The 23,107-nt window shown below is 72.3% G+C and carries 21 protein-coding genes; 4 read left to right on the top strand and 17 right to left on the bottom strand.

The window, feature by feature from the left end:
* Position 1: 1 nt before the first annotated feature.
* Both radA and disA read left to right on the top strand, forming a co-directional pair.
* Positions 2-1,399 carry a DNA repair protein RadA gene (gene radA, locus F4692_RS09835; protein WP_179619489.1) on the top strand — a complete coding sequence of 466 codons (1,398 nt, stop codon included), beginning with the start codon at positions 2-4 and terminating at the stop codon, positions 1,397-1,399.
* Between the two features lie 116 nt (positions 1,400-1,515).
* Positions 1,516-2,598: a DNA integrity scanning diadenylate cyclase DisA gene (gene disA, locus F4692_RS09830; RefSeq protein WP_308645239.1), complete on the top strand. Its 1,083-nt coding sequence runs from the start codon at positions 1,516-1,518 to the stop codon at positions 2,596-2,598.
* A gap of 928 nt (positions 2,599-3,526) precedes the next feature.
* Here the strand turns inward: disA and F4692_RS09825 are convergent.
* Positions 3,527-4,345, bottom strand: a complete 819-nt coding sequence (locus F4692_RS09825; RefSeq protein ID WP_179619488.1) for a hypothetical protein — start codon at positions 4,343-4,345, stop codon at positions 3,527-3,529.
* A 67-nt stretch (positions 4,346-4,412) separates the two neighbouring features.
* On the opposite strand from F4692_RS09825, the gene F4692_RS09820 reads away from it, so the two are divergent.
* Positions 4,413-5,294 carry an HhH-GPD family protein gene (locus F4692_RS09820; protein ID WP_179619487.1) on the top strand — a complete coding sequence of 294 codons (882 nt, stop codon included), beginning with the start codon at positions 4,413-4,415 and terminating at the stop codon, positions 5,292-5,294.
* A 30-nt stretch (positions 5,295-5,324) separates the two neighbouring features.
* Here the strand turns inward: F4692_RS09820 and F4692_RS09815 are convergent, their stop codons facing one another.
* The 13 genes from F4692_RS09815 to F4692_RS09755 all read right to left on the bottom strand — a co-directional run bounded on the left by F4692_RS09815 (position 5,325) and on the right by F4692_RS09755 (position 19,211).
* On the bottom strand, positions 5,325-7,919 hold the full coding sequence (locus F4692_RS09815) for an ATP-dependent Clp protease ATP-binding subunit (RefSeq protein ID WP_179619486.1): 2,595 nt from the start codon (positions 7,917-7,919) through the stop codon (positions 5,325-5,327).
* Positions 7,920-8,114: 195 nt separating this feature from the next.
* Positions 8,115-8,444 carry a histone-like nucleoid-structuring protein Lsr2 gene (locus F4692_RS09810; protein WP_179619485.1) on the bottom strand — a complete coding sequence of 110 codons (330 nt, stop codon included), beginning with the start codon at positions 8,442-8,444 and terminating at the stop codon, positions 8,115-8,117.
* A gap of 110 nt (positions 8,445-8,554) precedes the next feature.
* Complete coding sequence (locus F4692_RS09805) at positions 8,555-9,325, bottom strand: type III pantothenate kinase (protein WP_179619484.1); 771 nt, start codon at positions 9,323-9,325, stop codon at positions 8,555-8,557.
* On the bottom strand, positions 9,322-10,227 hold the full coding sequence (gene nadC / locus F4692_RS09800) for a carboxylating nicotinate-nucleotide diphosphorylase (RefSeq protein WP_179619483.1): 906 nt from the start codon (positions 10,225-10,227) through the stop codon (positions 9,322-9,324). Before nadC ends, F4692_RS09805 begins: the two co-directional genes overlap by 4 nt.
* The gene (locus F4692_RS09795) at positions 10,224-11,906 is read right to left on the bottom strand and encodes an L-aspartate oxidase (RefSeq protein WP_179619482.1); all 1,683 of its coding nucleotides are present in this window, start codon (positions 11,904-11,906) and stop codon (positions 10,224-10,226) included. The genes nadC and F4692_RS09795 overlap by 4 nt, the downstream gene beginning before the upstream one ends.
* A 9-nt stretch (positions 11,907-11,915) precedes the next feature.
* Positions 11,916-12,332 (bottom strand): aspartate 1-decarboxylase, encoded by a 417-nt coding sequence (gene panD, locus F4692_RS09790; protein WP_179619481.1) that lies wholly within the window; start codon positions 12,330-12,332, stop codon positions 11,916-11,918.
* A gap of 14 nt (positions 12,333-12,346) precedes the next feature.
* Positions 12,347-13,273, bottom strand: a complete 927-nt coding sequence (gene panC / locus F4692_RS09785; RefSeq protein ID WP_179619480.1) for a pantoate--beta-alanine ligase — start codon at positions 13,271-13,273, stop codon at positions 12,347-12,349.
* Positions 13,270-14,184: a Rossmann-like and DUF2520 domain-containing protein gene (locus tag F4692_RS09780; RefSeq protein WP_179619479.1), complete on the bottom strand. Its 915-nt coding sequence runs from the start codon at positions 14,182-14,184 to the stop codon at positions 13,270-13,272. Before F4692_RS09780 ends, panC begins: the two co-directional genes overlap by 4 nt.
* 110 nt (positions 14,185-14,294) lie before the next feature.
* The gene (locus tag F4692_RS09775) at positions 14,295-14,960 is read right to left on the bottom strand and encodes a methionine ABC transporter permease (protein ID WP_179619478.1); all 666 of its coding nucleotides are present in this window, start codon (positions 14,958-14,960) and stop codon (positions 14,295-14,297) included.
* Positions 14,957-15,988 carry a methionine ABC transporter ATP-binding protein gene (locus F4692_RS09770; protein ID WP_308645238.1) on the bottom strand — a complete coding sequence of 344 codons (1,032 nt, stop codon included), beginning with the start codon at positions 15,986-15,988 and terminating at the stop codon, positions 14,957-14,959. The genes F4692_RS09775 and F4692_RS09770 overlap by 4 nt, the downstream gene beginning before the upstream one ends.
* 28 nt (positions 15,989-16,016) lie before the next feature.
* Complete coding sequence (locus F4692_RS09765; protein ID WP_308645237.1) at positions 16,017-16,958, bottom strand: MetQ/NlpA family ABC transporter substrate-binding protein; 942 nt, start codon at positions 16,956-16,958, stop codon at positions 16,017-16,019.
* Between the two features lie 196 nt (positions 16,959-17,154).
* On the bottom strand, positions 17,155-18,105 hold the full coding sequence (locus tag F4692_RS09760; RefSeq protein WP_179619477.1) for a glycosyltransferase family 2 protein: 951 nt from the start codon (positions 18,103-18,105) through the stop codon (positions 17,155-17,157).
* Positions 18,102-19,211 carry a sulfotransferase family protein gene (locus F4692_RS09755; RefSeq protein ID WP_308645236.1) on the bottom strand — a complete coding sequence of 370 codons (1,110 nt, stop codon included), beginning with the start codon at positions 19,209-19,211 and terminating at the stop codon, positions 18,102-18,104. Before F4692_RS09755 ends, F4692_RS09760 begins: the two co-directional genes overlap by 4 nt.
* A 56-nt stretch (positions 19,212-19,267) precedes the next feature.
* On the opposite strand from F4692_RS09755, the gene F4692_RS09750 reads away from it, so the two are divergent.
* The gene (locus F4692_RS09750) at positions 19,268-20,377 is read left to right on the top strand and encodes a glycosyltransferase family 2 protein (protein ID WP_179619476.1); all 1,110 of its coding nucleotides are present in this window, start codon (positions 19,268-19,270) and stop codon (positions 20,375-20,377) included.
* Between the two features lie 191 nt (positions 20,378-20,568).
* Here the strand turns inward: F4692_RS09750 and F4692_RS09745 are convergent, their stop codons facing one another.
* The 3 genes from F4692_RS09745 to F4692_RS09735 form a co-directional block, all read right to left on the bottom strand.
* On the bottom strand, positions 20,569-21,522 hold the full coding sequence (locus F4692_RS09745; protein WP_179619475.1) for an ABC transporter substrate-binding protein: 954 nt from the start codon (positions 21,520-21,522) through the stop codon (positions 20,569-20,571).
* Between the two features lie 53 nt (positions 21,523-21,575).
* Complete coding sequence (locus tag F4692_RS09740; RefSeq protein ID WP_179619474.1) at positions 21,576-22,340, bottom strand: ABC transporter permease; 765 nt, start codon at positions 22,338-22,340, stop codon at positions 21,576-21,578.
* Positions 22,341-22,407: 67 nt separating this feature from the next.
* Positions 22,408-23,106 (bottom strand): ABC transporter permease, encoded by a 699-nt coding sequence (locus F4692_RS09735; RefSeq protein ID WP_179619473.1) that lies wholly within the window; start codon positions 23,104-23,106, stop codon positions 22,408-22,410.
* Between the last annotated feature and the right edge of the window lies 1 nt (position 23,107).

Below are 23,107 nucleotides of genomic sequence, written 5' to 3'. Positions count from 1 at the left end.
CATGTCGACCAAGGCCGCCCGCCAGCGCACCTCCTACCGCTGCTCCGAGTGCGGCTGGGAGACCGCGAAGTGGGTGGGCCGCTGCGGGGAGTGCCAGGCCTGGGGCTCCGTCGCCGAGGCGGGCGCGCCGACGCTGCGCGCCGCGGCCGGGCCGGTCTCGACGCCGGCGGTCCCCATCGGCCAGGTGGCCATCACCGAGTCCGTGGCGCGCACGAGCGGCGTGCCCGAGCTCGACCGGGTGCTCGGCGGTGGCCTCGTCCCGGGTGCGGCGATCCTGCTCGCCGGTGAGCCCGGCGTCGGCAAGAGCACCCTGCTGCTGGAGGTCGCCGCCCAGACCGCGCGCACCCGGCAGCGCACCCTCTACGTCACCGGCGAGGAGTCCGCGGCGCAGGTGCGGCTGCGGGCCGACCGCACGGGGGGTGTCCACGACGAGCTGTTCCTCGCGGCGGAGACCGACCTCGGGGCGGTGCTGACCCACATCGAGGAGGTGCGCCCCACCCTGCTGGTGGTCGACTCGATCCAGACGATCGGTGCGTCGGGCATCGACGGCGTCCCCGGGGGCGTGACCCAGGTGAAGGAGGTCGCCGCCGCGCTCATCCGCGTCGCCAAGACCCGCAACATCACGACGATGATCGTCGGTCACGTCACCAAGGACGGATCGATCGCCGGCCCGCGGGTGCTCGAGCACCTCGTCGACGTGGTGCTCCACTTCGAGGGCGACCGCAACTCGCGCTTCCGGATGGTCCGCGCCATGAAGAACCGCTACGGCCCGGTCGACGAGGTCGGCTGCTTCGACCTCTCCTCCGAGGGCATCCAGGCCGTGACCGACCCGACGGGTCTCTTCGTCGAGCACCACACCCAGGACGTCTCCGGCACGTGCGTCGCGGTCACGATGGAGGGCCGCCGGCCGCTGCTCGCGGAGGTCCAGGCGCTGCTGACGCCGTCGCCGCTCGAGCGACCGCGCCGCACCGTGTCGGGGGTCGAGTCGTCCCGCGTCGACATGGTCCTCGCCGTCCTCCAGCGACACGCCCGCCTGCGGATCGCCGGCAGCGACACCTTCGTCGCGACCGTCGGCGGCGCCAAGCTCCACGACCCCGCGGCCGACCTCGCCCTCGCCGTCGCCGTCGCGAGCAGCCACCTCGGGGTTCCGCCGCCGCGGGGGGCCGTCGCGATCGGCGAGATCGGCCTGGCCGGTGAGCTGCGCCGGGTCCGCGACCTCCCGCAACGTGTCGCCGAGGCCGCCCGGCTCGGCTTCAAGGTGGCCGTGGTGCCACGTGGCCGGGCGCTGCCCAGCGAGCGCGGCATCCCCTCGCGGCGGACGGTCGACGGGCTGCGGGTGGTCGAGGTCGACGACGTGCTCGGCGCCCTGCTCACCCTGGAGCTCACACCTCCGCTCTGAGCCCGGCCGGACGGGCAGGTCACGGCTTCACAACGGAATCGACGAGGGGGCGCGCTCCACCCCTACACTTCAGCGGGGCGCACGGGGGCGTCCAGTGACCCGTACGTGGAGGACCGGTGGCAGAGCGCATCGACGAGCAGCTCCGGCTGCGTGCCACCCTTGCCTCCATCGCCCCGGGCACCCCGCTGCGCGACGGCCTCGAGCGGATCCTGCGCGGCCGCACCGGTGCCCTGATCGTGCTTGGCCAGGACAAGACGGTCGACTCGATCTCGACCGGCGGCTTCACCCTCGACGTCCCCTTCACCGCCACCGGGCTGCGCGAGCTGGCCAAGATGGACGGCGCGATCGTCATCGACAAGGACATCACCCGGATCCACCGCGCCGCGGTCCACCTGATGCCCGACCACACGATCCCGTCCGAGGAGACCGGCACGCGGCACCGCACCGCCGAGCGGGTCGCGAAGCAGACCGGGCACCCCGTGATCTCGGTGTCGCAGTCCATGCAGATCATCGCGGCCTACGTCGGCGACATCCGCCACGTCCTCGAGGACTCGGGCAAGATCCTCTCCCGCGCCAACCAGGCCCTCGCCACGCTCGAGCGCTACAAGCTCCGCCTCGACGAGGTCTCCGCCACGCTCTCCGCCCTGGAGATCGAGGACCTCGTCACCGTCCGCGACGTCGCGGTCGTGGCCCAGCGCCTCGAGATGGTCATCCGGATCGCCCGCGAGATCGAGGACTACGTCCTTGAGCTCGGCACCGACGGCCGCCTGCTCTCCCTGCAGCTCGAGGAGCTCGTCACCGGAGTCGACGCCGAGCGCGAGCTCGTCGTGCGCGACTACCTCCCCGGCGGCCGGCGCCGGCTCGCCAGCCCCGAGTCCCACCTCGCCGAGCTCGAGGCCCTCTCCCCGACCGAGCTGGTGGACCCCGCCGCCGTTGCCAGAGCGATCGGCCTCGGCGGGGCCGAGCACCTCGATGCCGCCGTCGCGCCGCGCGGCTACCGCCTGCTCGCCAAGGTCCCCCGCCTCCCCGCCGCCGTCGTCGACCGCCTCGTCGACCACTTCGGCGGCCTCCAGCAGCTGCTCTCCGCCGGCATCGACGACCTCCAGGCCGTCGAGGGCGTCGGCGAGCTCCGCGCCCGCAGCGTCCGCGAGGGCCTGTCCCGGCTCGCGGAGTCGAGCATCACCGAGCGCTACATTTGAGACGACCGGTCGCGAGCGACGACTGAGCTCGCGGCGTTGCGAGGCCAGATCGAGCAGGCACCGCGGCAGAGGAACGAAGCCGCGACGTGCGCGTCGAGATCGCCTGTACCAGGTCGCCTCGGGCCAGGGCCACGACCGCCACACGTGTCCGCGAAGCTGCCCCCCGTACGCCCATCCCGGGGCCACAACCGCCACACGTGTCCGCGTACTGGCCCCCGCCCGGCCGAGGACTGACCCGTCCGCCCGCTCTCGAGGGATATCTAGGGACGATATGTACGTCCCAGGGGGCCTAGGACGACCACAACGTCCCCAGATAACCCGACGAAGAGGGCGCGCGAGCCCCCGTACGGCCCGGCCCGCGGCCACAACCCACACGTGTCCGCGAAACTGCCCCCGTACGGCCGAGCCCGCGGCCACAACCGCCACACGTGTCCGCGAAACTGCCCCCGTACGGCCGAGCCCGCGGCCACAACCGCCACACGTGTCCGCGAAACTGCCCCCGTACGGCCGAGCCCGGGGCCACAACCGCCACACGTGTCCGCGGAACTGCCGCCGTACGGCCGAGCCCGGGGCCACAACCGCCACACGTGTCCGCGAAACCGCCCCCGTACGGCCGAGCCCGCGGCCACAACCGCCGCACGTGTCCGCGAAGCTGCCCCCGTACGGCCGGGCGCGGGGCCACAACCGCCACACGTGTCTGCGGACCTGCCCCTCGTACGCCCGGGCTATCTAGGGACGAAATGTACGTCCGAGGAGGCCCAGGACGACCACTACGTCCCTAGATACCCCGGCGGAGGCGGAGCGAAGGGCCACAACCGCCGCACGTGCGCGCCCCCTGACGGCGGTGCGTGACCCACATTCCGAGGGCGCAGAAGGCGCCTCACTCACCGCCCCCGGAACCGCGCGACCGTCGATCGCCCCGAGGAGCTCAGCCCGCGGAGTTCCCCTCGCCGTCCTCGCCGGGCGTGTGGGTGGTGTCGTCCTGACGGTTCTTCTGGCCGTTCTTGCCGCCCTGCTTCTCCGGCTCGGCGGTCTTCGTGATCACGCCGGGCTGCGGGGCGACGAGCTCGAACTGCACGTCGGTCCCCTCGCCACCGAGCGCGGCCGCCTCGACGTGATAGAAGCCCACCCGCGCCCAGTCGGTCCACTTGGTGCAGCCCTCGTCGGACCGCCGGGCCGACCAGGTCACCACGACCGGGACGTCGACGCCCTGGCGGACCACGACGTCCTGGGCCGGGATGGAGGCGGGGCACTCGCGGCTGCTCCAGATGTAGTCGTCGCCGGAGGTGATGGTGACGGTCATCGTCTGCGCCGAGGCCTGCCAGGTACACGCCTCGGTCGCGATCGTGCGGAGGTTGAGCGTGATCGGGATGTCCGCGCCGCCGGGAGCGGAGACGATGGCCGGGGTCGCGACGATGTCGGACGCGAGGCACGGCCCGCTCGGCTCGGCGAGGACCGGCTCGGGCGGGGTGGTCTCCTCGGGCGGGACGTCCTGCCCCTTGTTGCCCTTCTTGCCCTTGCCCGTCCCGGTGGCGGCTGTCGGGCCGGCGGTGGGCGCGGGGGACGACGAGGTGGTGGCGCCGGCCTGGGTCGCGGTCCCGGAGGCGGCGTCCTTGCCGTCGGAGGAGCCGCCGAGCAGGCGGGCGATCACCACGACGAGCACCAGCGGGACACCGAGCACGATCAGCCGGCGGATCCAGTAGACCCGCGCCGGCAACGGCCCTCGAGGTCGTACGGTCGGCGGCATGTCGACAGGGTAGGCAGCGAGCGGCCCCGCGCGGCGGAGGCACACCGGCTCACCTACGATCGCCGCGATGGACGCCCCCGACACCCGCGCCCTGCACGAGGCCGTGCTCGCGTGGTACGACGTGCACGCGCGCGACCTGCCCTGGCGCGGGACCTCGGCCACCCCGTGGTCGGTGATGGTCAGCGAGCTCATGCTCCAGCAGACGCCGGTCGCGCGGGTGCTGCCCGTCCACGCGGCGTGGCTGGAGCGCTGGCCCACGCCGGCGTCCCTCGCCGCCGACACGACCGGCGAGGCCGTACGCATGTGGGGCCGGCTCGGCTACCCCCGCCGCGCCCTGCGGCTGCACGCCGCTGCCACCGCCATCGTCGAGCGGCACGACGGCGAGGTGCCGGCGGCGTACGACGACCTGATCGCGCTGCCCGGCGTCGGCGACTACACCGCGGCGGCGATCGCGAGCTTCGCGTTCGGTCGGCGCCACGTCGTGCTCGACACCAACGTCCGCCGGGTGCTGGCCCGCGTCGTGTCGGGCACCGAGTTCCCCGCCCAGGCAGTCACCCGAGCCGAGCGCGACGTCGCCACCGCGCTGCTGCCGGACGACCCCGCGACCGCCGCCACGTGGGCCGTGGCCACGATGGAGCTCGGCGCGCTGGTCTGCACGGCCCGACAGCCCGCGTGCGACGCCTGCCCGGTGGCAGGACTCTGCGTGTGGCGCGGCACCGGCTACCCGGCGTACGACGGCCCGCCCCGTCGCGGGCAGGCCTGGGCCGGCACCGACCGGCAGTGCCGCGGCCGGATCATGGCCCTGGCCCGGGAGGCCGACTCCGTCGGTGCCGCGCAGGTGGAGGCCACGTGGCCCGACGCCGAGCAGCGGGAGCGATGCCTCGCCGCACTCGTGACCGACGGCCTCCTGACGCAGATCACCCCGGGGCGCTGGGCGCTCCCGGGGTGACCTGGGTGAGGCGGGTGACTCAGCCGGCCGTCAGGCCGGGTCGCGCGGGATGTCGACCGGACCCTCGGAGTCGTCCGGACCTTCGAGGTTGCCCTCGTCGTCGCGCTGCGGCTCGATCGCCAGGTCGGCGGTCTCGAACGGCGGCAGGTCGGGGACCCGGGAGTTCTTCTGGCCCTGGAAGGTGAACTTCGCCCCCGGACCCTCGCCCTCCACGTCGACCAGGATGATCTGCCCCGGGCCGACCTCGCCGAACAGCATCTTCTCGGCGAGCACGTCCTCGATCTCGCGCTGCACCGTGCGGCGCAGCGGACGGGCACCGAGGACCGGGTCGAAGCCGCGCTCGGCCAGCAGGTCCTTGGCAGGCTGCGTGAGCTCCAGCGACATGTCGCGGTCCTTGAGCCGGAGCTCGACCGCCGCGACCATGTTGTCGACCATCGCGATGATCTGCTCGCGCGACAGCGGCGGGAAGACCACGATCTCGTCGACACGGTTGAGGAACTCGGGGCGGAAGTGCTGCTTGAGCTCCTCCGACACCTTGGTCTTCATCCGCTCGTAGGAGCCCGCGGCGTCGCCGGTCTGGGCGAAGCCCAGGTTGACGCTCTTGGAGATGTCGCGGGTGCCGAGGTTGGTGGTCATGATGATGACGGTGTTCTTGAAGTCGACGACGCGACCCTGCGAGTCCGTCAGGCGACCCTCCTCGAGGATCTGCAACAGGCTGTTGAAGATGTCGGGGTGGGCCTTCTCGACCTCGTCGAAGAGCACGACGGAGAACGGCTTGCGGCGCACCTTCTCGGTGAGCTGGCCGCCCTCCTCGTAGCCGACGTAGCCGGGGGGCGAGCCGAACAGGCGCGAGACCGTGTGCTTCTCGGAGAATTCCGACATGTCGAGCTGGATCAGCGCGTCCTCGTCGCCGAAGAGGAACTCGGCGAGCGTCTTGGAGAGCCACGTCTTGCCGACGCCCGAGGGGCCGGCGAAGATGAACGACCCGCCGGGACGCTTCGGGTCCTTGAGGCCCGCACGCGTACGCCGGATGGCGCGGGAGAGCGCCTTGACGGCCTCCTCCTGGCCGATGACGCGCTTGTGGAGCTCGTCCTCCATCTTGAGCAGCCGGGTCGACTCCTCCTCGGAGAGCTTGACGATCGGGATGCCCGTGGCGACGGCCAGGACCTCGGCGATCAGCTCCTCGTCGACCTCGGCGATCTCGTCGAGGTCGCCGGCGCGCCACTGCTTCTCGCGCTCGGCACGGCGCGCGGAGAGCTGCTTCTCCTCGTCGCGCAGGCGGGCCGCGGCCTCGAAGTCCTGCCCGTCGATCGCGGCCTCCTTGCGCTGGCGCACGTCGCCGATCTTGTCGTCGTACTCGCGCAGGTCCGGCGGAGCGGTCATCCGGCGGATGCGCAGCCGCGAACCGGCCTCGTCGATGAGGTCGATGGCCTTGTCCGGCAGGAACCGGTCGGAGATGTAGCGGTCGGCCAGCGTCGCGGCGGACACGAGCGCCTCGTCGGTGATCGTCACGCGGTGGTGGGCCTCGTAGCGGTCACGCAGGCCCTTGAGCATCTCGATCGTGTGCGCGATCGAGGGCTCCTGCACCTGGATCGGCTGGAAGCGGCGCTCGAGCGCGGCGTCCTTCTCGAGGTACTTGCGGTACTCGTCGAGCGTCGTGGCACCGATGGTCTGCAGCTCGCCCCGGGCCAGCATCGGCTTGAGGATGCTGGCGGCGTCGATCGCGCCCTCGGCCGCGCCGGCACCGACGAGGGTGTGGATCTCGTCGATGAACAGCACGATGTCGCCGCGGGTGCGGATCTCCTTGAGCACCTTCTTGAGGCGCTCCTCGAAGTCACCGCGGTAGCGCGAGCCGGCGACCAGGGCGCCGAGGTCGAGCGTGTAGATCTGCTTGTCCTTCAGCGTCTCGGGCACGTTGCCCTTGACGATGTCCTGGGCAAGGCCGGCCACGATCGTGGTCTTGCCGACGCCGGGCTCGCCGATGAGGACGGGGTTGTTCTTCGTGCGGCGCGACAGGATCTGCATCACGCGCTCGATCTCCTGCTCGCGACCGATGACCGGGTCGAGCTTGCCCTCGCGGGCGGCCTGGGTGAGGTTCTGCCCGAACTGGTCGAGGACCAGCGAGCTCGACGGAGCCTCACCGCCGGAGCCCGAGGTCTGGGCGCCGGCGGCGGCCGACTCCTTGCCCTGGAAGCCGCTGAGCAGCTGGATGACCTGCTGGCGGACCCGGTTGAGGTCGGCGCCGAGCTTCTGCAGGACCTGGGCCGCGACGCCCTCGCCCTCCCGGATCAGGCCGAGCAGGATGTGCTCGGTGCCGATGTAGGAGTGGCCGAGCTGGAGCGCCTCGCGCAGCGAGAGCTCCAGCACCTTCTTGGCGCGCGGGGTGAACGGGATGTGGCCCGAGGGCGCCTGCTGGCCCTGGCCGATGATCTCCTCGACCTGGGCGCGCACGGCCTCCAGGGAGATGTCGAGGGACTCGAGGGCCTTGGCTGCGACGCCCTCGCCCTCGTGGATGAGGCCGAGCAGGATGTGCTCGGTCCCGATGTAGTTGTGGGAGAGCATGCGGGCCTCTTCCTGGGCCAGCACGACAACTCGCCGGGCTCGGTCGGTGAACCGCTCGAACATGTGCGCTCCTCTACGTCTGCGTGGTCCGCGGGTCCGACGCAGGCGGCCGGGTTGCGGACACTGGGCTCAACGCCCGAGATCAGCCTACGTGTTCCCTCCGCATCATCGAGCCCGTCCGCTCACAGCGAACGCCCCGGACCCGTGCGTCGGGTCCGGGGCGCCGGTGCGTGGTGGGACGTGCCGGCCGTGCGTACGTCAGTGGGCGGCGTCGTAGGCCTGCTGCACGTCGGCCGAGATCCGGCCGCGCTCGGAGACCTCCATGCCCTGCTCCTTGGCCCACTCGCGGACGTCCTTGGTGTTGGAGGACGAGGACCCGCCGCTCGACCGGCGACCGCTGCGGCGCCCGCCACCCGTCACCTTGCGGGCGTGGCCCACGTAGCCGCTCAGCGCCTCGCGCAGGGCGGCGGCGTTCGCGTCGTTGAGGTCGATCTCGTAGCTCGTGCCGTCGAGGCCGAACGTGACGGTCTCCGTGGCCTCGGTGCCGTCGAGGTCGTCCACCAGGACGATGTTCACCTTTTGCGCCATGGTCTTTTCCTTTGCTATTCACGAGCTGCCAACGGGGCTATTGACGAATTGCAGTCTCGCAGCACTCGGACCATTGCACAAAAGGGTCAGGAAAGCCCTGACGGCGCAATTCAGGAATTGCGCTCGAAAACGAGCCGCAGTCCTTGCAGCGTCAACCACGGGGAATGCACGGTGAAGCACGCGCAGTCGTCCACGAGGAGCGGCGCGAGGTGTCCGGTGGAGATCACGGTGACGTCCTCGACGGGCAGCCCGAGCTCGGCGATCATCCGCGCCACCATGCCCTCGACCTGGGCGGCGACGCCGAACACCAACCCGCTCTGCAGGGCCTCGACGGTGTTCTTCGCGATCACCGAGCGGGGCCGGGCGAGCTCGACCTTGCGGAGCTGGGCGCCGCGGCGCCCGAGGGCGTCGAGGGACGTCTCGATGCCGGGCGAGATGGCGCCACCGACGTACTGGCCCCTGCCGTTGACGACGTCGAAGGTCGTGGCGGTGCCGAGGTCGACGACGATCGCCGGGCCGCCGTGGAGGGTCGCGGCCGCGAGCGAGTTCACGATCCGGTCGGTGCCGACCTCGCGAGGGTTGTCCATCAGCACCGGGATGCCGGTGCGGACACCCGGCTCGACCACGATGGCAGTGACGTCGCCGAAGTGGGACTCGAGCATCGCGCGCCACTCGTGCAGCACTGCGGGGACGGTGGCGGACACGACGACGCCGGCGACCTCGTCGACCCGCTCGGCGAGGAGGCCGCGCAGCAGCACGGACCACTCGTCCGCGGTGCGGCCCTCCAGCGAGCTGACCCGCCAGTGGGCGGTGACCTCCTCGTCGTCGAGCAGGCCGAGCGTCGTGTGGGTGTTGCGGATGTCCACCGCGAGCAGGGTCATCGGTCCACCAGGTCCATGCCGAGGTCGAGGACGCGGACGGAGTGGGTCAGCGCGCCGACCGAGACGAAGTCCACGCCGGTCGCGCCGATGCGGGCCGCGCGCTCGAGGGTGATGCCGCCGCTGGCCTCGAGCGGCACGCGCCCGTCGGTGCGGCGTACGGCCTCGGCCATCAGCTCGTCGGTCATGTTGTCGAGCAGGACCCGCTCGGGCGGCTCGGGGAGCGCCAGCAGCTCCTCGAGCTGGTCGAGAGTGGTGACCTCGACCTCCACCGGCAGCCCCGGGACGCGACCGCGGATCGCAGCGAGCGCGGGGACCACTCCCCCGGCCGCGATGACGTGGTTGTCCTTCACCATCGCCATGTCCTGGAGCGACGTCCGGTGGTTGACCCCGCCACCGCAGCGCACGGCGTACTTCTGCAGGGCGCGCAGGCCGGGCAGGGTCTTGCGGGTGTCGAGCACGCGCGTCGGGGAGCCGGCGAGGGCGTCGACCCAGTGCGAGGTCGCGGTGGCGATGCCGGACAGGTGGGAGGCGAGGTTGAGCGCGGTGCGCTCGGCGACGAGCATCCGCTGGGTCAGGCCCTCGACGCGCATGACCACGTCGCCCGCGCCGACCCGGGTGCCGTCGGGCACGCGGTCGGTGACGGTCGCGTCGGCACCGACCATGAAGAAGGTGACGGCGGCGATGCCGAGGCCTGCCACCACGCCCGGCTCCCGCGCCCCGAGCACGGCCTCCCCCCGGGCGTCGGCGGGGATCGTCGAGGAGCTGGTCGGGTCGTCGAGGTCGAGGTCCGGCAGGTCCTCCCGCAGCGCCTCGGCGAGCTTCGCCCACACGAGCTCGGGGTCGAGCTCGGCGGCGCGCAGCTCGTCGAGCAGGTCGGCGGGGACGTCGGAGAGGCGCGTCATGCGGGGACCTCGGTGGGGGCGGGCCGGGCGCTCGGGTCGGTCGAGGGGGCGTACGTCCACTCCGCAGCGATCCGACCGGCGTCGAACCAGGAGTCGACGTGCCCCGCGCGGGTCTCGTCGCGGTCGGGGTGGTCCTCGCGCCAGTGCGAGCCGCGCGTCTCGGTGCGCAGCGCGGCCGCCTCGGCGAGAGCGGTGCTGATCGTGAGGAGGTTGGTGGTCTCCCAGGCGGCGGGCCCGGCCTCGTCCTCGCCGGGGTCGAGCGAGCCGAGGAAGCGCAGTGCCTCGGCCAGGCCGTCGGCATGGCGGAGCACGCCCACCCGTGTGGTCATGACGTCCTGCATCGCGCGTCGCCGGTCACCGGACACGAGGCCCTCCGGGCGCTCGTCGGCAGCCGGGTCGGCCCAGTCGCGCAGCTCGCCGGGGAGCACGTCGGCGATGCGGCGGGAGAACACGAGGCCCTCCAGGAGCGAGTTGGACGCGAGCCGGTTGGCGCCGTGGACCCCGGAGCAGGCGACCTCGCCGGTGGCGTAGAGGCCGGGCACGGTCGTACGGCCCCACAGGTCGGTGGCGACCCCGCCCGAGGCGTAGTGCTGGGCGGGCGCGACCGGGATCAGCTCGGTCACCGGGTCGACGCCGTGCTCACGGCACACGCGCAGGATCGTCGGGAACCGGCGCTCCCAGAACTCCGCGCCCAGGTGACGGGCGTCGAGCCACATGTGCGGCTCTCCGGTCTCCAGCATCCGCCGCGTGATCGCCTTGGCGACGACGTCGCGCGGCGCCAGGTCGGCGAGCTCGTGCTCGCCCTGCATGAAGCGCCGGCCGTCGACGTCGACGAGGTACGCGCCCTCGCCGCGCACGGCCTCGGAGATGAGCGGCTGCTGGCCCTGCGACTCGGGGCCGAGCCACATGACCGTCGGGTGGAACTGGACGAACTCCAGGTCGCGCAGCCGGGCGCCGGCGCGCAGGGCCACCGCCATCCCGTCGCCGGTCGAGACGCTCGGGTTGGTGGACTGGCTGAACACCTGCCCGAGCCCGCCCGAGGCGAGCACGACCGCCCGGCAGTGCACTGCGCCCACGCCGTCGTGCTGGCCCTCGCCGAGCACGTGGAGGGTCAGGCCGGCGACGCCGCCGTCGGCGGAGCGGAGCAGGTCGACGGCGAGGGCGTGCTGGATGACCTCGATCTCCGGCGCCCGCTCCACCGCGGCGATCAGGGCGCGCTGGATCTCCGCGCCCGTCGCGTCTCCCCCGGCGTGGGCGATCCGGTCGCGGTGGTGGCCGCCCTCGCGGGTCAGCGACAGCTCGCCGTCCGGGTGGTGGTCGAACTGGGTGCCGAGGGCGATCAGCTCGCGCACCGCGTCGGGCCCCTCGGTGACGAGGACGCGGACGGCCTCGACGTCGCAGGCCCCCGCCCCCGCGACGAGGGTGTCGTGCTCGTGCTGCTCGGGGGTGTCGCCCGGGCCGAGCGCGGCCGCGATCCCGCCCTGGGCCCACTGCGTGGAGCCGGCGGCGAGCACGTCCTTGGTGACGACGAGGAGGTGGAGCGAGGGATCAGCCGCGTGGATGCGGAGTGCCGCGGTGAGGCCGGCGATGCCGGACCCGACCACGACGACGTCGGCGCGGGTGGTCCAACCGGGTGCGGGTGCGCGGAGGCGACCCGGGACCGGCCGGTGGTCTGTCATCCCGGCAGGCTATCGAGTGACGAGGTCGCCCCGGGACAGCGTCTGGGCGCCGAACGTCTCGGCCGGGTCGAAGCCGGTGCCCATCACCTTGTTCTCGGCGTCGACGAAGACGACGTGCGGCTGGTGCTCCCGCGCCTCGGCGGTCTCCATCTGGCCGTAGCCGATGAGGATCACCGTGTCGCCGGGGTGCACGAGACGGGCGGCGGCACCGTTGATGCCGATCACGCCCGAACCCCGCTCGCCGGCGATCGTGTAGGTCTCGAGGCGCGCCCCGTTCGTGACGTCGACGATGTGGACGAGCTCGCCGGGCAGCAGGTCGGCGGCGTCGAGGAGGTCCTCGTCGACGGTCACCGACCCGACGTAGTGCAGGTCGGCCTGGGTGACCGTGGCGCGGTGGATCTTGGACGTCATCATCGTGCGCAGCATGGTGGCCGCTCCCTTCAGGTGGTGGTCGAGGCCGCGGTCGCGGTCCCCGCCTGGTCCGCATCCGGTGCGATGCGGTCGAACGTGATCGCCATGTTGTCGATCAGGCGCGTGGTGCCGACGCGGGCCGCCACCAGGATCCGGCCCTCGCCGGTCTCCGGAGGCTCGCCGAGGTCGGGCGAGGTGAGCGCGAGGTAGTCGAGCTCGAGTCCCGCCTCCGCCTTGAGGACGGCCATCGCGGCCCAGCGCGCGGCAGGTACGCCGTACGCCGCGCGCCCCTGCGCCGCCCGCAGCGCCCGGCTGAGGGCCACCGCGGCCCGCCGGCCCTCGGGATCGAGGTAGCGGTTGCGGCTCGACAGCGCGAGGCCGTCGGGCTCGCGGACGGTCTCGGCACCGACGACGTCGATGCCGAGGCACAGGTCGCGGACCATGCGGCGGACGAGCACGAGCTGCTGGTAGTCCTTCTGGCCGAACACCGCGACGTCGGGACGGACCAGGCCGAAGAGCTTCGCGACCACCGTCAGCACGCCGTCGAAGTGACCGGGCCGGGACGCGCCGTCAAGGATGCCGGCGATCGCGCCCGGCGCCACGGTGACGCCGTCGTGCACGGACTCGTGGCTGAAGCCGCCGGGATACATCTCCTCCACGCTCGGGGCGAAGACGACGTCCACGCCCTCGGACGCGCAGACCGCGAGGTCGGCGTCGAGGGTGCGCGGGTAGCGGTCGAGGTCCTCTCCTGCGCCGAACTGCATCGGGTTGACGAAGATGCTCACCACGAGCGGGCCGCTGGTGACCGCGCGCGCGGCGCGCATGAGGCTGGCGTGACCGTCGTGGAGCGCGCCCATCGTCGGCACGAAGGCCACCTTCTCGCCGGACCGGCGGGCGTCGGCGAGCAGGCCGGCGAGCTCCTCGCGGGTGCTCGCGAGGACGGGGGTCGAGGTCATCGAGGCTCGACGCCGTGCTGCGCGGGCGACTGCGGCAGGGTGGACTCCGCTGCCACGAGGACGCGGAGCATCGCGGCGGCGCGGATCGGCAGCAGGCGGCCGTCGGTCACCGCGCGGTCGAGCGTCGCGTGCGCCATCGCGAGGTAGGAGGGCAGCGTCTGCGGCGCGGTGGCGACGAGATCGGTGACGTGGGCGCGGACGGTCTCGACGTCGCCGCGGACGATCGGCCCGGTGAGCGCGGCGTCGCCGTCCTCGAGCGCGTTGTCGAGCGCGGCGGTCAACAGCGGGCGCAGCGTCGCGGCCGGGTCCTCGGCACCTGCGGCGGAGAGGATCTCCATCGCCTCCGCGACGAGGGTGACGAGGTGGTTGGCACCGTGGGCGAGACCCGCGTGGTAGAGCGTGCGGCGGTCCTCGGGCACCCACATCGGGCGGCCGCCGAGGTCGGCGACGAGGGACTCGGTGAGCTCGCGGTCGGCCGCGTCGGCCGTGACGCCGAAGACGCAGCCGGACAGGCGCGGGAGGTCGACCTCGGTGCCGGTGAAGGTCATCGCCGGGTGCATCGCGATCGTGAGGGCGCCGACGGCGCGGGCGGGCTCCAGCACGGCGAGACCGTGGCGGCCGCTGGTGTGCACGACGACCTGGCCCTCGCGGATCGCGCCGCTCGCGGCGAGCATCGTGACGACGTTGGAGAGCATGTCGTCGGGGACCGTCAGCAGGAGCACGTCGCTGGCGCGGGCCACGTCGGTCGGCTTCGCGGCCGGCACGCCCGGCAGGAGCGCGTCGATCCGGCGGCGGGAGGCGTCGGACTCGCCGGCGGCGGCGACGACCTCGTGACCCGCGGAGCGGAGCGCGGAGGCCAGGACGGCTCCCACGCGGCCTGCGCCGATGACACCGATGCGGTGCTTGCTCATGTCGACCTCTTCGTTTCAGTCCCTCGCGGGTACCGATCTACTGCGATCAACATCGAGCGTACGCCCGCGGATTCCGCGGTGGAACCTGACGGCGGCGTGACGCACGCCACTCAGCGGCGCAGGACCCTCCGGGCGGTGACGTTGCCCGCGAGCTGGACGACCTGCACCAGCGCGACGATCACGATGACCGCGGTCCAGGTCACGACGGTGTCGAACTGGCGGAAGCCGTACTGCAGGGCGAAGTTGCCCAGCCCGCCGCCGCCGACCACGCCCGCGACGGCGGTCATGTCGACGAGCGCGACGAACGCGAAGGTGTAGCCGAGCACGAGGGGGCCCAGCGCCTCGGGCAGGACCACGGTCCGCACGATCCGCGCGCGGCTCGCACCCACGGACCGGGCGGCCTCGATGACACCGGGGTCGACCGTGACGAGGTTCTGCTCGACGATGCGGCTGATCCCGAACATCGCGGCGAGGGTGAGCGCGAAGATGATCGCCGGGTTGCCGATCCCGGTCCCGACGACCACCCGTGCGAAGGGCTGCACGGCCGCGATGAAGATGACGAACGGGATCGGCCGGAAGAAGTTGACGAGCACGTTGAGCACCGCGTTGACCGGACGGCTGGCGTAGAGGCCGCCGCGGCGGGTGACGTAAAGGCCGAGCCCGAGCAGCAGCCCGAGCAGGCCGCCGAGGGTGAGCGTGATGGCGACGATGTACGTCGTCTCCCACGCCGCCTGCCAGAAGAGCGGCCAGAGCTGGCCGATGTGGGAGTCGCTCATCGGGCCAGCTCCGTCGTCGGGACGAGGTCGCGCACGGCCGCCACCGCCGTACGGACCGCGTCGGGGTCGCCGTCGAGGGCGAGGGTCAGGTTGCCGAAGGTCTCGCCCTGGACCTCCTCGATCCCGCCGTAGACGAGCTCGAAGGTCACGCCGTGGCGCAGCAGCTCGGCGAAGACGTCGCTCTGGCGGACGTCGTCGCCGCGGAAGGCGAGCTTGACGAACGTGCCGGCGTGCCGGGAGTGCAGGGCCGCCAGCGCCTCCGGGTCGGGCTCGTCGTCGACGATCGTCGCGACGAAGCGCCGGGTGACGGGCTGCTGCGGATCGGAGAGCACCTGCAGGACGGGGCCCTCCTCGACGATCCGGCCGGCCTCCATCACCACGACCCGCTGGGCGAGGCTGCGCACGACGTCCATCTCGTGGGTGATCACGATGATGGTGATGCCGAGCTCCCGGTTGACCCGTCGCAGCAGCGCGAGGACCTCCTGGGTGGTCTCCGGGTCGAGCGCGCTGGTCGACTCGTCGGCCAGCAGCAGGCTGGGGTTGGTGGCGAGCGCCCGGGCGATGCCCACGCGCTGCTTCTGCCCACCGGACAGCTGCTCGACGTGGCTGTGCGCCTTGTCGGCGAGACCGACGAAGTGGAGCAGGTCCGAGATCCGCCGGTTGCGCTCGTCCTTCGCGACGCCGGCCACCTCGAGCGGGTAGGCGATGTTGCCCCAGACGGTGCGCGAGCGGAACAGGTTGAACTGCTGGAAGATCATCCCGATCCCCAGCCGGACCTCGCGCAGCTCGCGCTCCTTGAGGGTGGTGATCTCCCGGCCGCCGATGCGCACGCTGCCCGACGTGGTGGTCTCGAGCGCGTTGATGAGGCGCACCAGCGTGGACTTCCCGGCCCCGGAGTAGCCCACGACGCCGACGATCTCGCCGGCCTCGACCGTGAGGTCGACGCCGCGGATCGCCTCGACGTCCTGCCCGCCGCGGGTGGCGGCGGGGAACGTCTTGCGGACGTCGGTCATCTCGACGAGTGGCACCGTGGGCTCCTCCCTCAGCTCGCGCGCGTCACTGCCGGGCGGCGGTGTCGGCCTCGACCTCGTCGAGCGAGGCCTGCAGCTCGTCCTGCGGGACCTTCACCAGCTCGGCCGTGCCGCCGGCGACGTCCTGCACGCCGTCGAGCACCGCCTGCGTCTCCTGGTAGACCTCGACGAGCTTGAGCAGCGTCGGGTCGTCGCGGTCCTCCGCACGCACGGCGAAGATGTTGACGTACGGCAGCGCGTTGGGGTCCTCGACGTCGTCGGTCGCGAGAGCGTCCTCGAAGGACAGCCCCGCCTTCTCCACGAAGTCGTTGTTGATCACGGCCGCGGCCACGTCGGGCAGCGAGGTGGGCGTGAGGTCGGCCTTGATCGCCTTGACCTGCACCCGCGAGGCGTCCTCGTCGATGTCGGCGAGCGTGGAGTAGATGCTGCCGCCGTCGTCGAGCGTGATCAGGCCGGCCGACTGGAGGATGAGCAGCGCACGGGCCTGGTTGCTGTCGTCGTCGGGCACGACGACGGTCTCGCCGTCCTCGATCTCGTCGACGGACTCGTGCTTGGTCGAGTAGAGGCCGAGCGGGTAGATCGCGGTGGAGCCCAGCGGGACGATGTCGTCGTCGTTGGCGACGTTGTACTCGGCGAGGTAGACGATGTGCTGGAACTGGTTCACGTCCAGCTCGCCCTCGCTGAGGGCCGGGTTGGGCTGGGTGTAGTCCGAGAAGTCCTTCACCTCGAGGTCGATGCCCTCGTCGGCGGCCGCGTCCACCAGCACCTGCCAGTAGGAGTCGCTCGCGCCGACGGTGCCCAGGACGACCTTCTCGTTCTTCTCACCAGCCGCCGCGGTCGCGTCGTCGCCGCCGCGCGACCAGGCGATCCCGCCGACGACGGCCAGGACGACCAGCACCGCCAGGCCGATCAGGAGGGGAGTACGCCGCGAGGTGGGCGGCGCGATCTGCGGGTGGTTCTCGGACACGGTGGTGCCTTTCGTCGTACCTCGTCTGGGGCGCGGGAGGACGCGCGTCGCTGACCCCCCGCTCGGCCGCCGTCGCTAATCAAACCAAGTTGATCGACAAACGTCATTTAAGCCACGACGACCATAGACCGGTGGAACGGCCCGGCACCACACCGGTATGCCCGCGGACCGTGTGAACCGCCTCACGGAGCGGCCCTCAGGCGCGCAGGTGGAGCTTCGCGTGGTCCGGGTCGTCGACCACGAACGGCCGCGGCGCCCGGGGCAGCCAGGTGTGGGTGACGTGGTCGACGACGTGCACGCCGTCCGGCGACTCGATCCGCACCACGCCCTCGGGCACCTCACCGTCGTGGAGGGCGTTCCAGACCAGCCACTCGCGGCGCTTGCGGCGGTTGCGGATCGAGGTCGCGAAGGACTCGGGGTTGGTCCAGTGGGCGAACTCGTCGCCGTCGAGCCACTTGAGCTCGACGCACAGGCCCTGCGGCAGGGCGAACATCTCGATGCGCTCGGGAGTCGTGCGGATCTCCCACTCCGGCGCCTTGGTGTAGACGTAGTCGGGGCTCATGGGGAAGCCCCACTCCTCGATGTTGCGCAGCCCCAGGTCGAGGTAGGCCAGGCGGTCGGACTCGATGTAGAGCCCGTGCCGGGGGAACCGGATCACGGCCTCCGCCATCCCGACCTGCCAGGACAGGTCGGCCATCGACACCTCGCCCTCGGTCGTGAGGACCATGTCGCCGTCCCACTTCCACGAGTAGCGGGTCCGGACGTGGGAGAAGCACCAGTTGTAGAAGTAGGCGAGCGAGTGCACGGAGCGCTCGTTGACGGCGAGGTGCTCGGCGCCGGCGCGGGCGACCTCGAACGGGTACTCCTCGAGCGTGAAGCGGTCGGAGAGGCCGTGCTCGGCGGCCACGCGAAGCGCCTCCTCGCCGGTGCCGTCGTCGGACCCGTTGTCCACGAGCAGGACGTGGTCGCACGCGCGCAGCAGGGGTGGCAGCACGAACCGCAGCCCGGGCGCCTCGTTCTTGACCCGGAGCACCGCGGTCGCACCGCGGCGCAGCCCGCCGGGCTGGTTCCACGGCCACACGATGTCGAAGTCCGCGTGCCCCTCGACGTTGGTGAGCCCGTGGCCCGAGCCGATCGGGATCGTCACCGATCGCCCCCGGTCGCGTCGCGCTCGCGCCCCAGCGCCCGGCGTACGCCTCGGCGCACCGACGGGGGGATGGCGGCACGCACGTCGTGGGGCACCCGGTCCGCGAGCGAGCGGGTCGGCTCCGCGGCCTCGGCCTCCGCCAGCGCCCGGCGGCGGGCCTGGTGGCGGGCGTGCTCGGCCGTCGAGCGGCTGATCGCCTCGGCCTCCTCGTAGAGGTCGACGTACGCCTCGCGGAGCTGGTCGAACGTCGCGTGGGCGTCGGGGGTGTCGCCGCCCTCGTCGGCCAGCTTGTTGAGCTGCTCCCACGTCTCGGCGGTGAGGTCGTGCAGCCGCGCGGGCAGCGCGAGGTCGTCGAGCGTCGAGGTGACCCGCCTCAGGTTGGGGTCGATGAAGCGGTGCACCTCGCGGATCTGGTCGCTGCGCGTGTGGATGATCGTCTGGAGGTCGAGGGCGTGCCCGAGGGCGGTGGTGGTCCGCACCCAGTCGGTGAGCAGGTCCTCGTAGCGGACGAACACGCGGCCGCCGTCGCCCTCCGCCGGCCGGGTGGCGCGCTCGGTGTGGAGCAGCATGTTGACCCAGCTCGCGGCGAGGTGGGCCGAGCCGAGCTTGTTGGCGTAGTACTTCTGCTTCGACCCGACGACCTCGGCCGGCGGGCGCAGCATCGTGGCGAAGACGGGGGTCGCGCCGGTGCGGATCGCGGCGACCCGCCACAGGCCGAGGAACCAGCTCAGCCGCGGGTCCTTGACGACCAGCTCGGGGTGTTCGGCGAAGTGCGGCTCGAGCCACTCGCTCACCCGGATCCGGGCGGGCTCGCGGCTGCAGATGCGGCCGGTCTCGAACCAGGCGCCGGGTCGGCTGTCGCTGACCTGGACCAGCGCCTCCTTCAGCCACTCGTCGTGCACGTCGACGACCCACTGCGGCTCGCTGAACCCGCGCGGGTTGGAGTCGTCCGGCGGCACCTCGGGGAGCGGCACGTGCATGCCGAGCTTGGACACGATCCCGGCGAGCGTGCTCGTGCCGCTGCGCCCGGCCCCGGCGACGAAGAGGACCTTGCGCGGCACTCCGTCGGGGTTCATCTCGTCGATCGCTCTGGGCTGCTCGGTCACGGCGGGCAGCCTACCGGCGCGGACGCGCGCCCCCGAATGTCCTAGGGTCCGCCGGTATGCGGCTGTTCTCCCGGGCTCCCCTCCTCGGCGTGGTGATCCCCGCCTGGGGGGTGGAGGACTACCTCGACGACTGCGTCCGGTCGCTGCTGGCCCAGACGCACACCCGCTGGGAGGCGGTGATCGTCGACGACGGCAGCACCGACCGCACCGGCGACATCGCCGACGGGTGGGCCCGCCGGGACAACCGGATCAGCGTGGTGCACTCCGTCAACGGCGGCCTCGGCGCCGCCCGCAACCTCGGGGTGCAGCACGTGCGGGGCGACTTCCTGGCGTTCCTCGACTCCGACGACGTGCTGCCCGCGACGGCGTACGCCGACCTGCTCGGCGCGCTGCGCGACTCGGGCTCCGACTTCGCGACCGGGTCGATCGTGCGCTGGGAGGCGGACGGGATGGTCGAGCCGCCCTGGATGCGCCGGCTGCACCGGCCGCTGCGCGGGGCCCGGGTCGAGGACCGTCCCGAGATCCTGGGCGACGTGTTCGCCTGGAACAAGGTGTGGCGGCGGTCGTTCTGGGACGCGGCGGGCCTGGCCTGGCCCGAGGGCGTGAGGTACGAGGACCAGCCCACGACGACGCGGTCCTACCTCGACGGCTCGTTCGACGTGCTGGACGAGGTGGTCTACCGCTGGCGCATCCGGGAGGGGTCGATCACCCAGACCCGGGCGTCCTCGGTGCAGGACCTGGCGGACCGCTGGGAGACCAAGCGGATGTCGCTCGCCTCGGTGCGTGCGCACGGGTCGCCCGAGGTCGAGTCCGTCTTCGTGGACCGCGTCCTGGCGGGCGACCTCTGGCGCTACTTCCTGCTCGTGCCCGGCTGCACGCCCGAGTGGTGGCGGCTGCTGCGCTCCGGCGTGCTGGAGCTCTGGGGACGGCGCACGCTCGTGCACAGCGGGCTGCCGCCGGTGCACCGGCTCGCCGGGTGGCTCGTGGCGCAGGACCGCCGTGCCGAGGTCACTGCGCTGATGGAGTGGGCGCAAGGCCTGGACGGACCGGCGCCCCGGGCGCAGGACGTCGCGACCGGGGCGTGGCGGCTGTCGGTGCCGCACGCGGTGGTCGACGAGACCACCGTGGATCCCGCGGCCCTCGCGCTGCGGGACCACGAGGTGTGACGAGTCCGCGCTGACGCTCCACCATGGGATGCCGGGCAACCGGCACTCCCCTCGGTCAGTTGACGTGGGGAAGTGCCCATTCGTCGACATCCCATGGTGAAGCGGCAGGGTCCGGACGGCGACGAGCCCCGGACGGCCAGCAGGCGGTCCGGGGCTCGCGGTGTCGCGTGGTGGAGCGGGTCGGCGTACGACTAGCCGACGAGGCCCTCGGCGGTGAGGAACTCGTTGGCGACGTCCTCCGGCTTGGCCCGGTCGACGGCCATCTGACCGTTCATCTCGGTGAGGTTCTCCGTGGTGAGGGCCGCCATCAGCGGGTTGAGGATGTCGGCGACGTCCGGGTGCTCGGCGAGGAACTCGGCCGACACGGCGGGCACGAGGTTCTGCGCGGGCTGGATCTGCTTGTCGTCCTCGAGGACCACGAGGCCCTGGGACTCGAGCGTGCCGTCAGTCGTCGAGGTCTCACCGAGCTGGGACTCACCGTCGATCACCGACTGGTAGGTCTGGTCGGAGGCGTAGCCGAGCTCGAGGACCTTGGTGACGTCGATGCCGTACTCGTCGGACAGCCCGCCCTCGCAGTCGAGGCGGCCCTCGCAGTCGGGGGCGGCGGCCAGGACGACGCTCTTGCCCTCCATGTCGGAGAGCGTCGTGACGCCCTCGGACTCGGAGTAGTCCTGAGTGACGAAGAAGGCGTTGGTGTCGGTCGCCGGGGAGATGTCGAGGAGCTCGATGCCGGCCTCCTCGAGCAGGTCGGCGCCGTCGTCGGCGAGCTGCTGGCCGTCGCCGGCCTCGAAGGGCTTCGCCGAGTCGCCGTTGGCCTGGGTGTTGAGGAAGTTGACGATGCCGCCGACGTACTCCGGGACGATGTCGACGTCGCCGGGGAAGGTCGGCATGTAGGCGTCGCGCGAGTCGACCAGCTTGGTCTCGACCGTGTAGCCGGCGTCCTCGAGGAGCTGCTCGTACATCGAGGCGACGAGCGTGGCCTCGGGGAAGTTCTGGCCCGCGATGGTGAGCGAGCCCTTGTCGGCCCCGGACGAGCTGCTGTCGTCGGAGGCGTTGGTGTCGTCGGCGAGGTCGTCGCCGGCACAGCCCGTGAGGGCGAGGGCGCCGGCGGCGAGGACCGCGGCCAGCGAGCGAGCGATGTGCATGGTGTTCCTTCTGTGTCCCGCAGCCGGGGCTGCGCGTGTCCGGATGTGCGTCGTCAGCCGACGGGTTCGGCGGGCTCGTCGAGCGTAGCCCCGGTCACCGACAGTGCGTCCGTGTGACCACCCGTAGGTGTGCCGCGGCGGGTCGGGTCGACCGCGCGCTGCGCCAGCGCGGCGAGCAGCTCGAGGACGAGTGCGACTGCGGCGACGACGAGCGCGCCCGCGATGCCCTTGCCGTAGTTGGAGCGGAAGAAGCCGTCGGTGATGATCTGGCCCAGCCCCGGCCCGGCGACCAGCGCGGCGATCGTCGCGGTCGCCCACACCTGCACGAGCGCGAGCCGCAGGCCCGACACGACGAGCGGCAGCCCGAGCGGCAGCTCGACCTGCCAGAAGCGCTGCGCGCCCGTCATGCCCATGCCGCGCGCCGCCTCGCGGACCTCGGGCGCGACCTCGCGCATCGCGACGTAGGAGTTCGTGATGATCGGGGGCAGCGCGAAGAGCGTGAGCGCGATCAGCGTCGCGAGGCCGGCGCGGCCGTAGGGCCCGAGCTGGTCGGTGCCCGGCCACGGCGCCACGACGAGCAGCGCGAGCAGCGCGAAGGTCGGGATCGCCCGGCCGACGTTGGAGATGTTGATGGCAAGGAAGCCGCCGCGGCCGAGGTGGCCGAGCCACAGCGCGATCGGCAGGCCGACGACCATCGCCATCAGCAGCGCCGTCAGCGTGAGCAGGAGCTGCTGGCCCAGCAGCGCGGCGATGCCGTCCCCGCCGGTCCAGTTGGCGCCGTCGGAGAGGTAGCGCCACATGTCGCCGAAGACCCTCATTCGGGGCCCCCGCGGTGTTGTTCGTCGGAGGAGCGGAGCGGGGGAGGCGAAGAACAGCGTGGGGTGTTCATGCCCGCACTCCCCTCGTCCACGGCGTGAGCAGTCGTTGGGCGAGCACGAGCAGGGCGTCCAGCACGAAGGCCAGGACCACGCAGAGGAGCGAGGCTGTGAAGAGCTCGGCGCGGAAGTTGGTCAGCACGCCGTCCTTGATGAGGTTGCCGAGCCCGCCGTACGCCACCAGCGAGCCGACCGTCGTGAGCGCGACCGTCGAGACCGTCGCCACCCGCAGGCCCGCCATCACGACGGGCAGGGCGAGGGGCAGCTCGATCTTCATCAGCAGCGCTCCTCTGCCGTACCCCAGGCCGGTCGCGGACTCGCGGACGTCGTCGGGCACCGAGCGCAGGCCCTCGAGCAGGCTGCGCACCAGGATCGTGAGGGCGTAGAGCGCGAGCCCGATCACCACCGTCGTGGCGGACAGGCCGGTGAACGGGACGAGGAGCGGGAAGAGCGCCAGCGACGGGACCGTGTAGATGCCGGTCGTGATGGCCAGGATCGTCGCCTCGAGCCGCGGCAGCCGCCGTGCCAGCAGCGCGAGCGGGAACGCGATGAGAAGGCCCAGCACCACCGACACGACGGTGATGCCGACGTGCTGGACGGTCGCGTCCACGATCTCCTGCTGGCGATCGGTGACGTAGGCCGGGCAGATCCAGTCGTTGACCAGCCGGCTGTAGCAGCTCGGCTCGGCGGCCGCCCCCAGTATGGTCACC

Source organism: Nocardioides cavernae (genome assembly GCF_013410035.1).
In the GTDB taxonomy this organism is placed as follows: domain Bacteria; phylum Actinomycetota; class Actinomycetes; order Propionibacteriales; family Nocardioidaceae; genus Nocardioides; species Nocardioides cavernae_A.
This window is presented reverse-complemented; position numbering and strand designations above follow the sequence as displayed.

Excerpts from the sequence above, each read along its gene's own strand:
- nadC (WP_179619483.1), bottom strand. The coding sequence starts at position 10,227 with ATGACGCGCCTCTCCGACGTCCCCGCCGACCTGCTCGACGAGCTGCGC.
- radA (WP_179619489.1), top strand. The coding sequence starts at position 2 with ATGTCGACCAAGGCCGCCCGCCAGCGCACCTCCTACCGCTGCTCCGAG.
- F4692_RS09750 (WP_179619476.1), top strand. The coding sequence starts at position 19,268 with ATGCGGCTGTTCTCCCGGGCTCCCCTCCTCGGCGTGGTGATCCCCGCC.
- F4692_RS09805 (WP_179619484.1), bottom strand. The coding sequence starts at position 9,325 with ATGACCCTGCTCGCGGTGGACATCCGCAACACCCACACGACGCTCGGC.
- F4692_RS09825 (WP_179619488.1), bottom strand. The coding sequence starts at position 4,345 with ATGCCGCCGACCGTACGACCTCGAGGGCCGTTGCCGGCGCGGGTCTAC.
- F4692_RS09820 (WP_179619487.1), top strand. The coding sequence starts at position 4,413 with ATGGACGCCCCCGACACCCGCGCCCTGCACGAGGCCGTGCTCGCGTGG.
- F4692_RS09745 (WP_179619475.1), bottom strand. The coding sequence starts at position 21,522 with ATGCACATCGCTCGCTCGCTGGCCGCGGTCCTCGCCGCCGGCGCCCTC.
- panC (WP_179619480.1), bottom strand. The coding sequence starts at position 13,273 with ATGACCTCGACCCCCGTCCTCGCGAGCACCCGCGAGGAGCTCGCCGGC.
- F4692_RS09775 (WP_179619478.1), bottom strand. The coding sequence starts at position 14,960 with ATGAGCGACTCCCACATCGGCCAGCTCTGGCCGCTCTTCTGGCAGGCG.
- panD (WP_179619481.1), bottom strand. The coding sequence starts at position 12,332 with ATGCTGCGCACGATGATGACGTCCAAGATCCACCGCGCCACGGTCACC.
- F4692_RS09815 (WP_179619486.1), bottom strand. The coding sequence starts at position 7,919 with ATGTTCGAGCGGTTCACCGACCGAGCCCGGCGAGTTGTCGTGCTGGCC.
- F4692_RS09780 (WP_179619479.1), bottom strand. The coding sequence starts at position 14,184 with ATGAGCAAGCACCGCATCGGTGTCATCGGCGCAGGCCGCGTGGGAGCC.
- F4692_RS09740 (WP_179619474.1), bottom strand. The coding sequence starts at position 22,340 with ATGAGGGTCTTCGGCGACATGTGGCGCTACCTCTCCGACGGCGCCAAC.
- F4692_RS09810 (WP_179619485.1), bottom strand. The coding sequence starts at position 8,444 with ATGGCGCAAAAGGTGAACATCGTCCTGGTGGACGACCTCGACGGCACC.
- F4692_RS09795 (WP_179619482.1), bottom strand. The coding sequence starts at position 11,906 with ATGACAGACCACCGGCCGGTCCCGGGTCGCCTCCGCGCACCCGCACCC.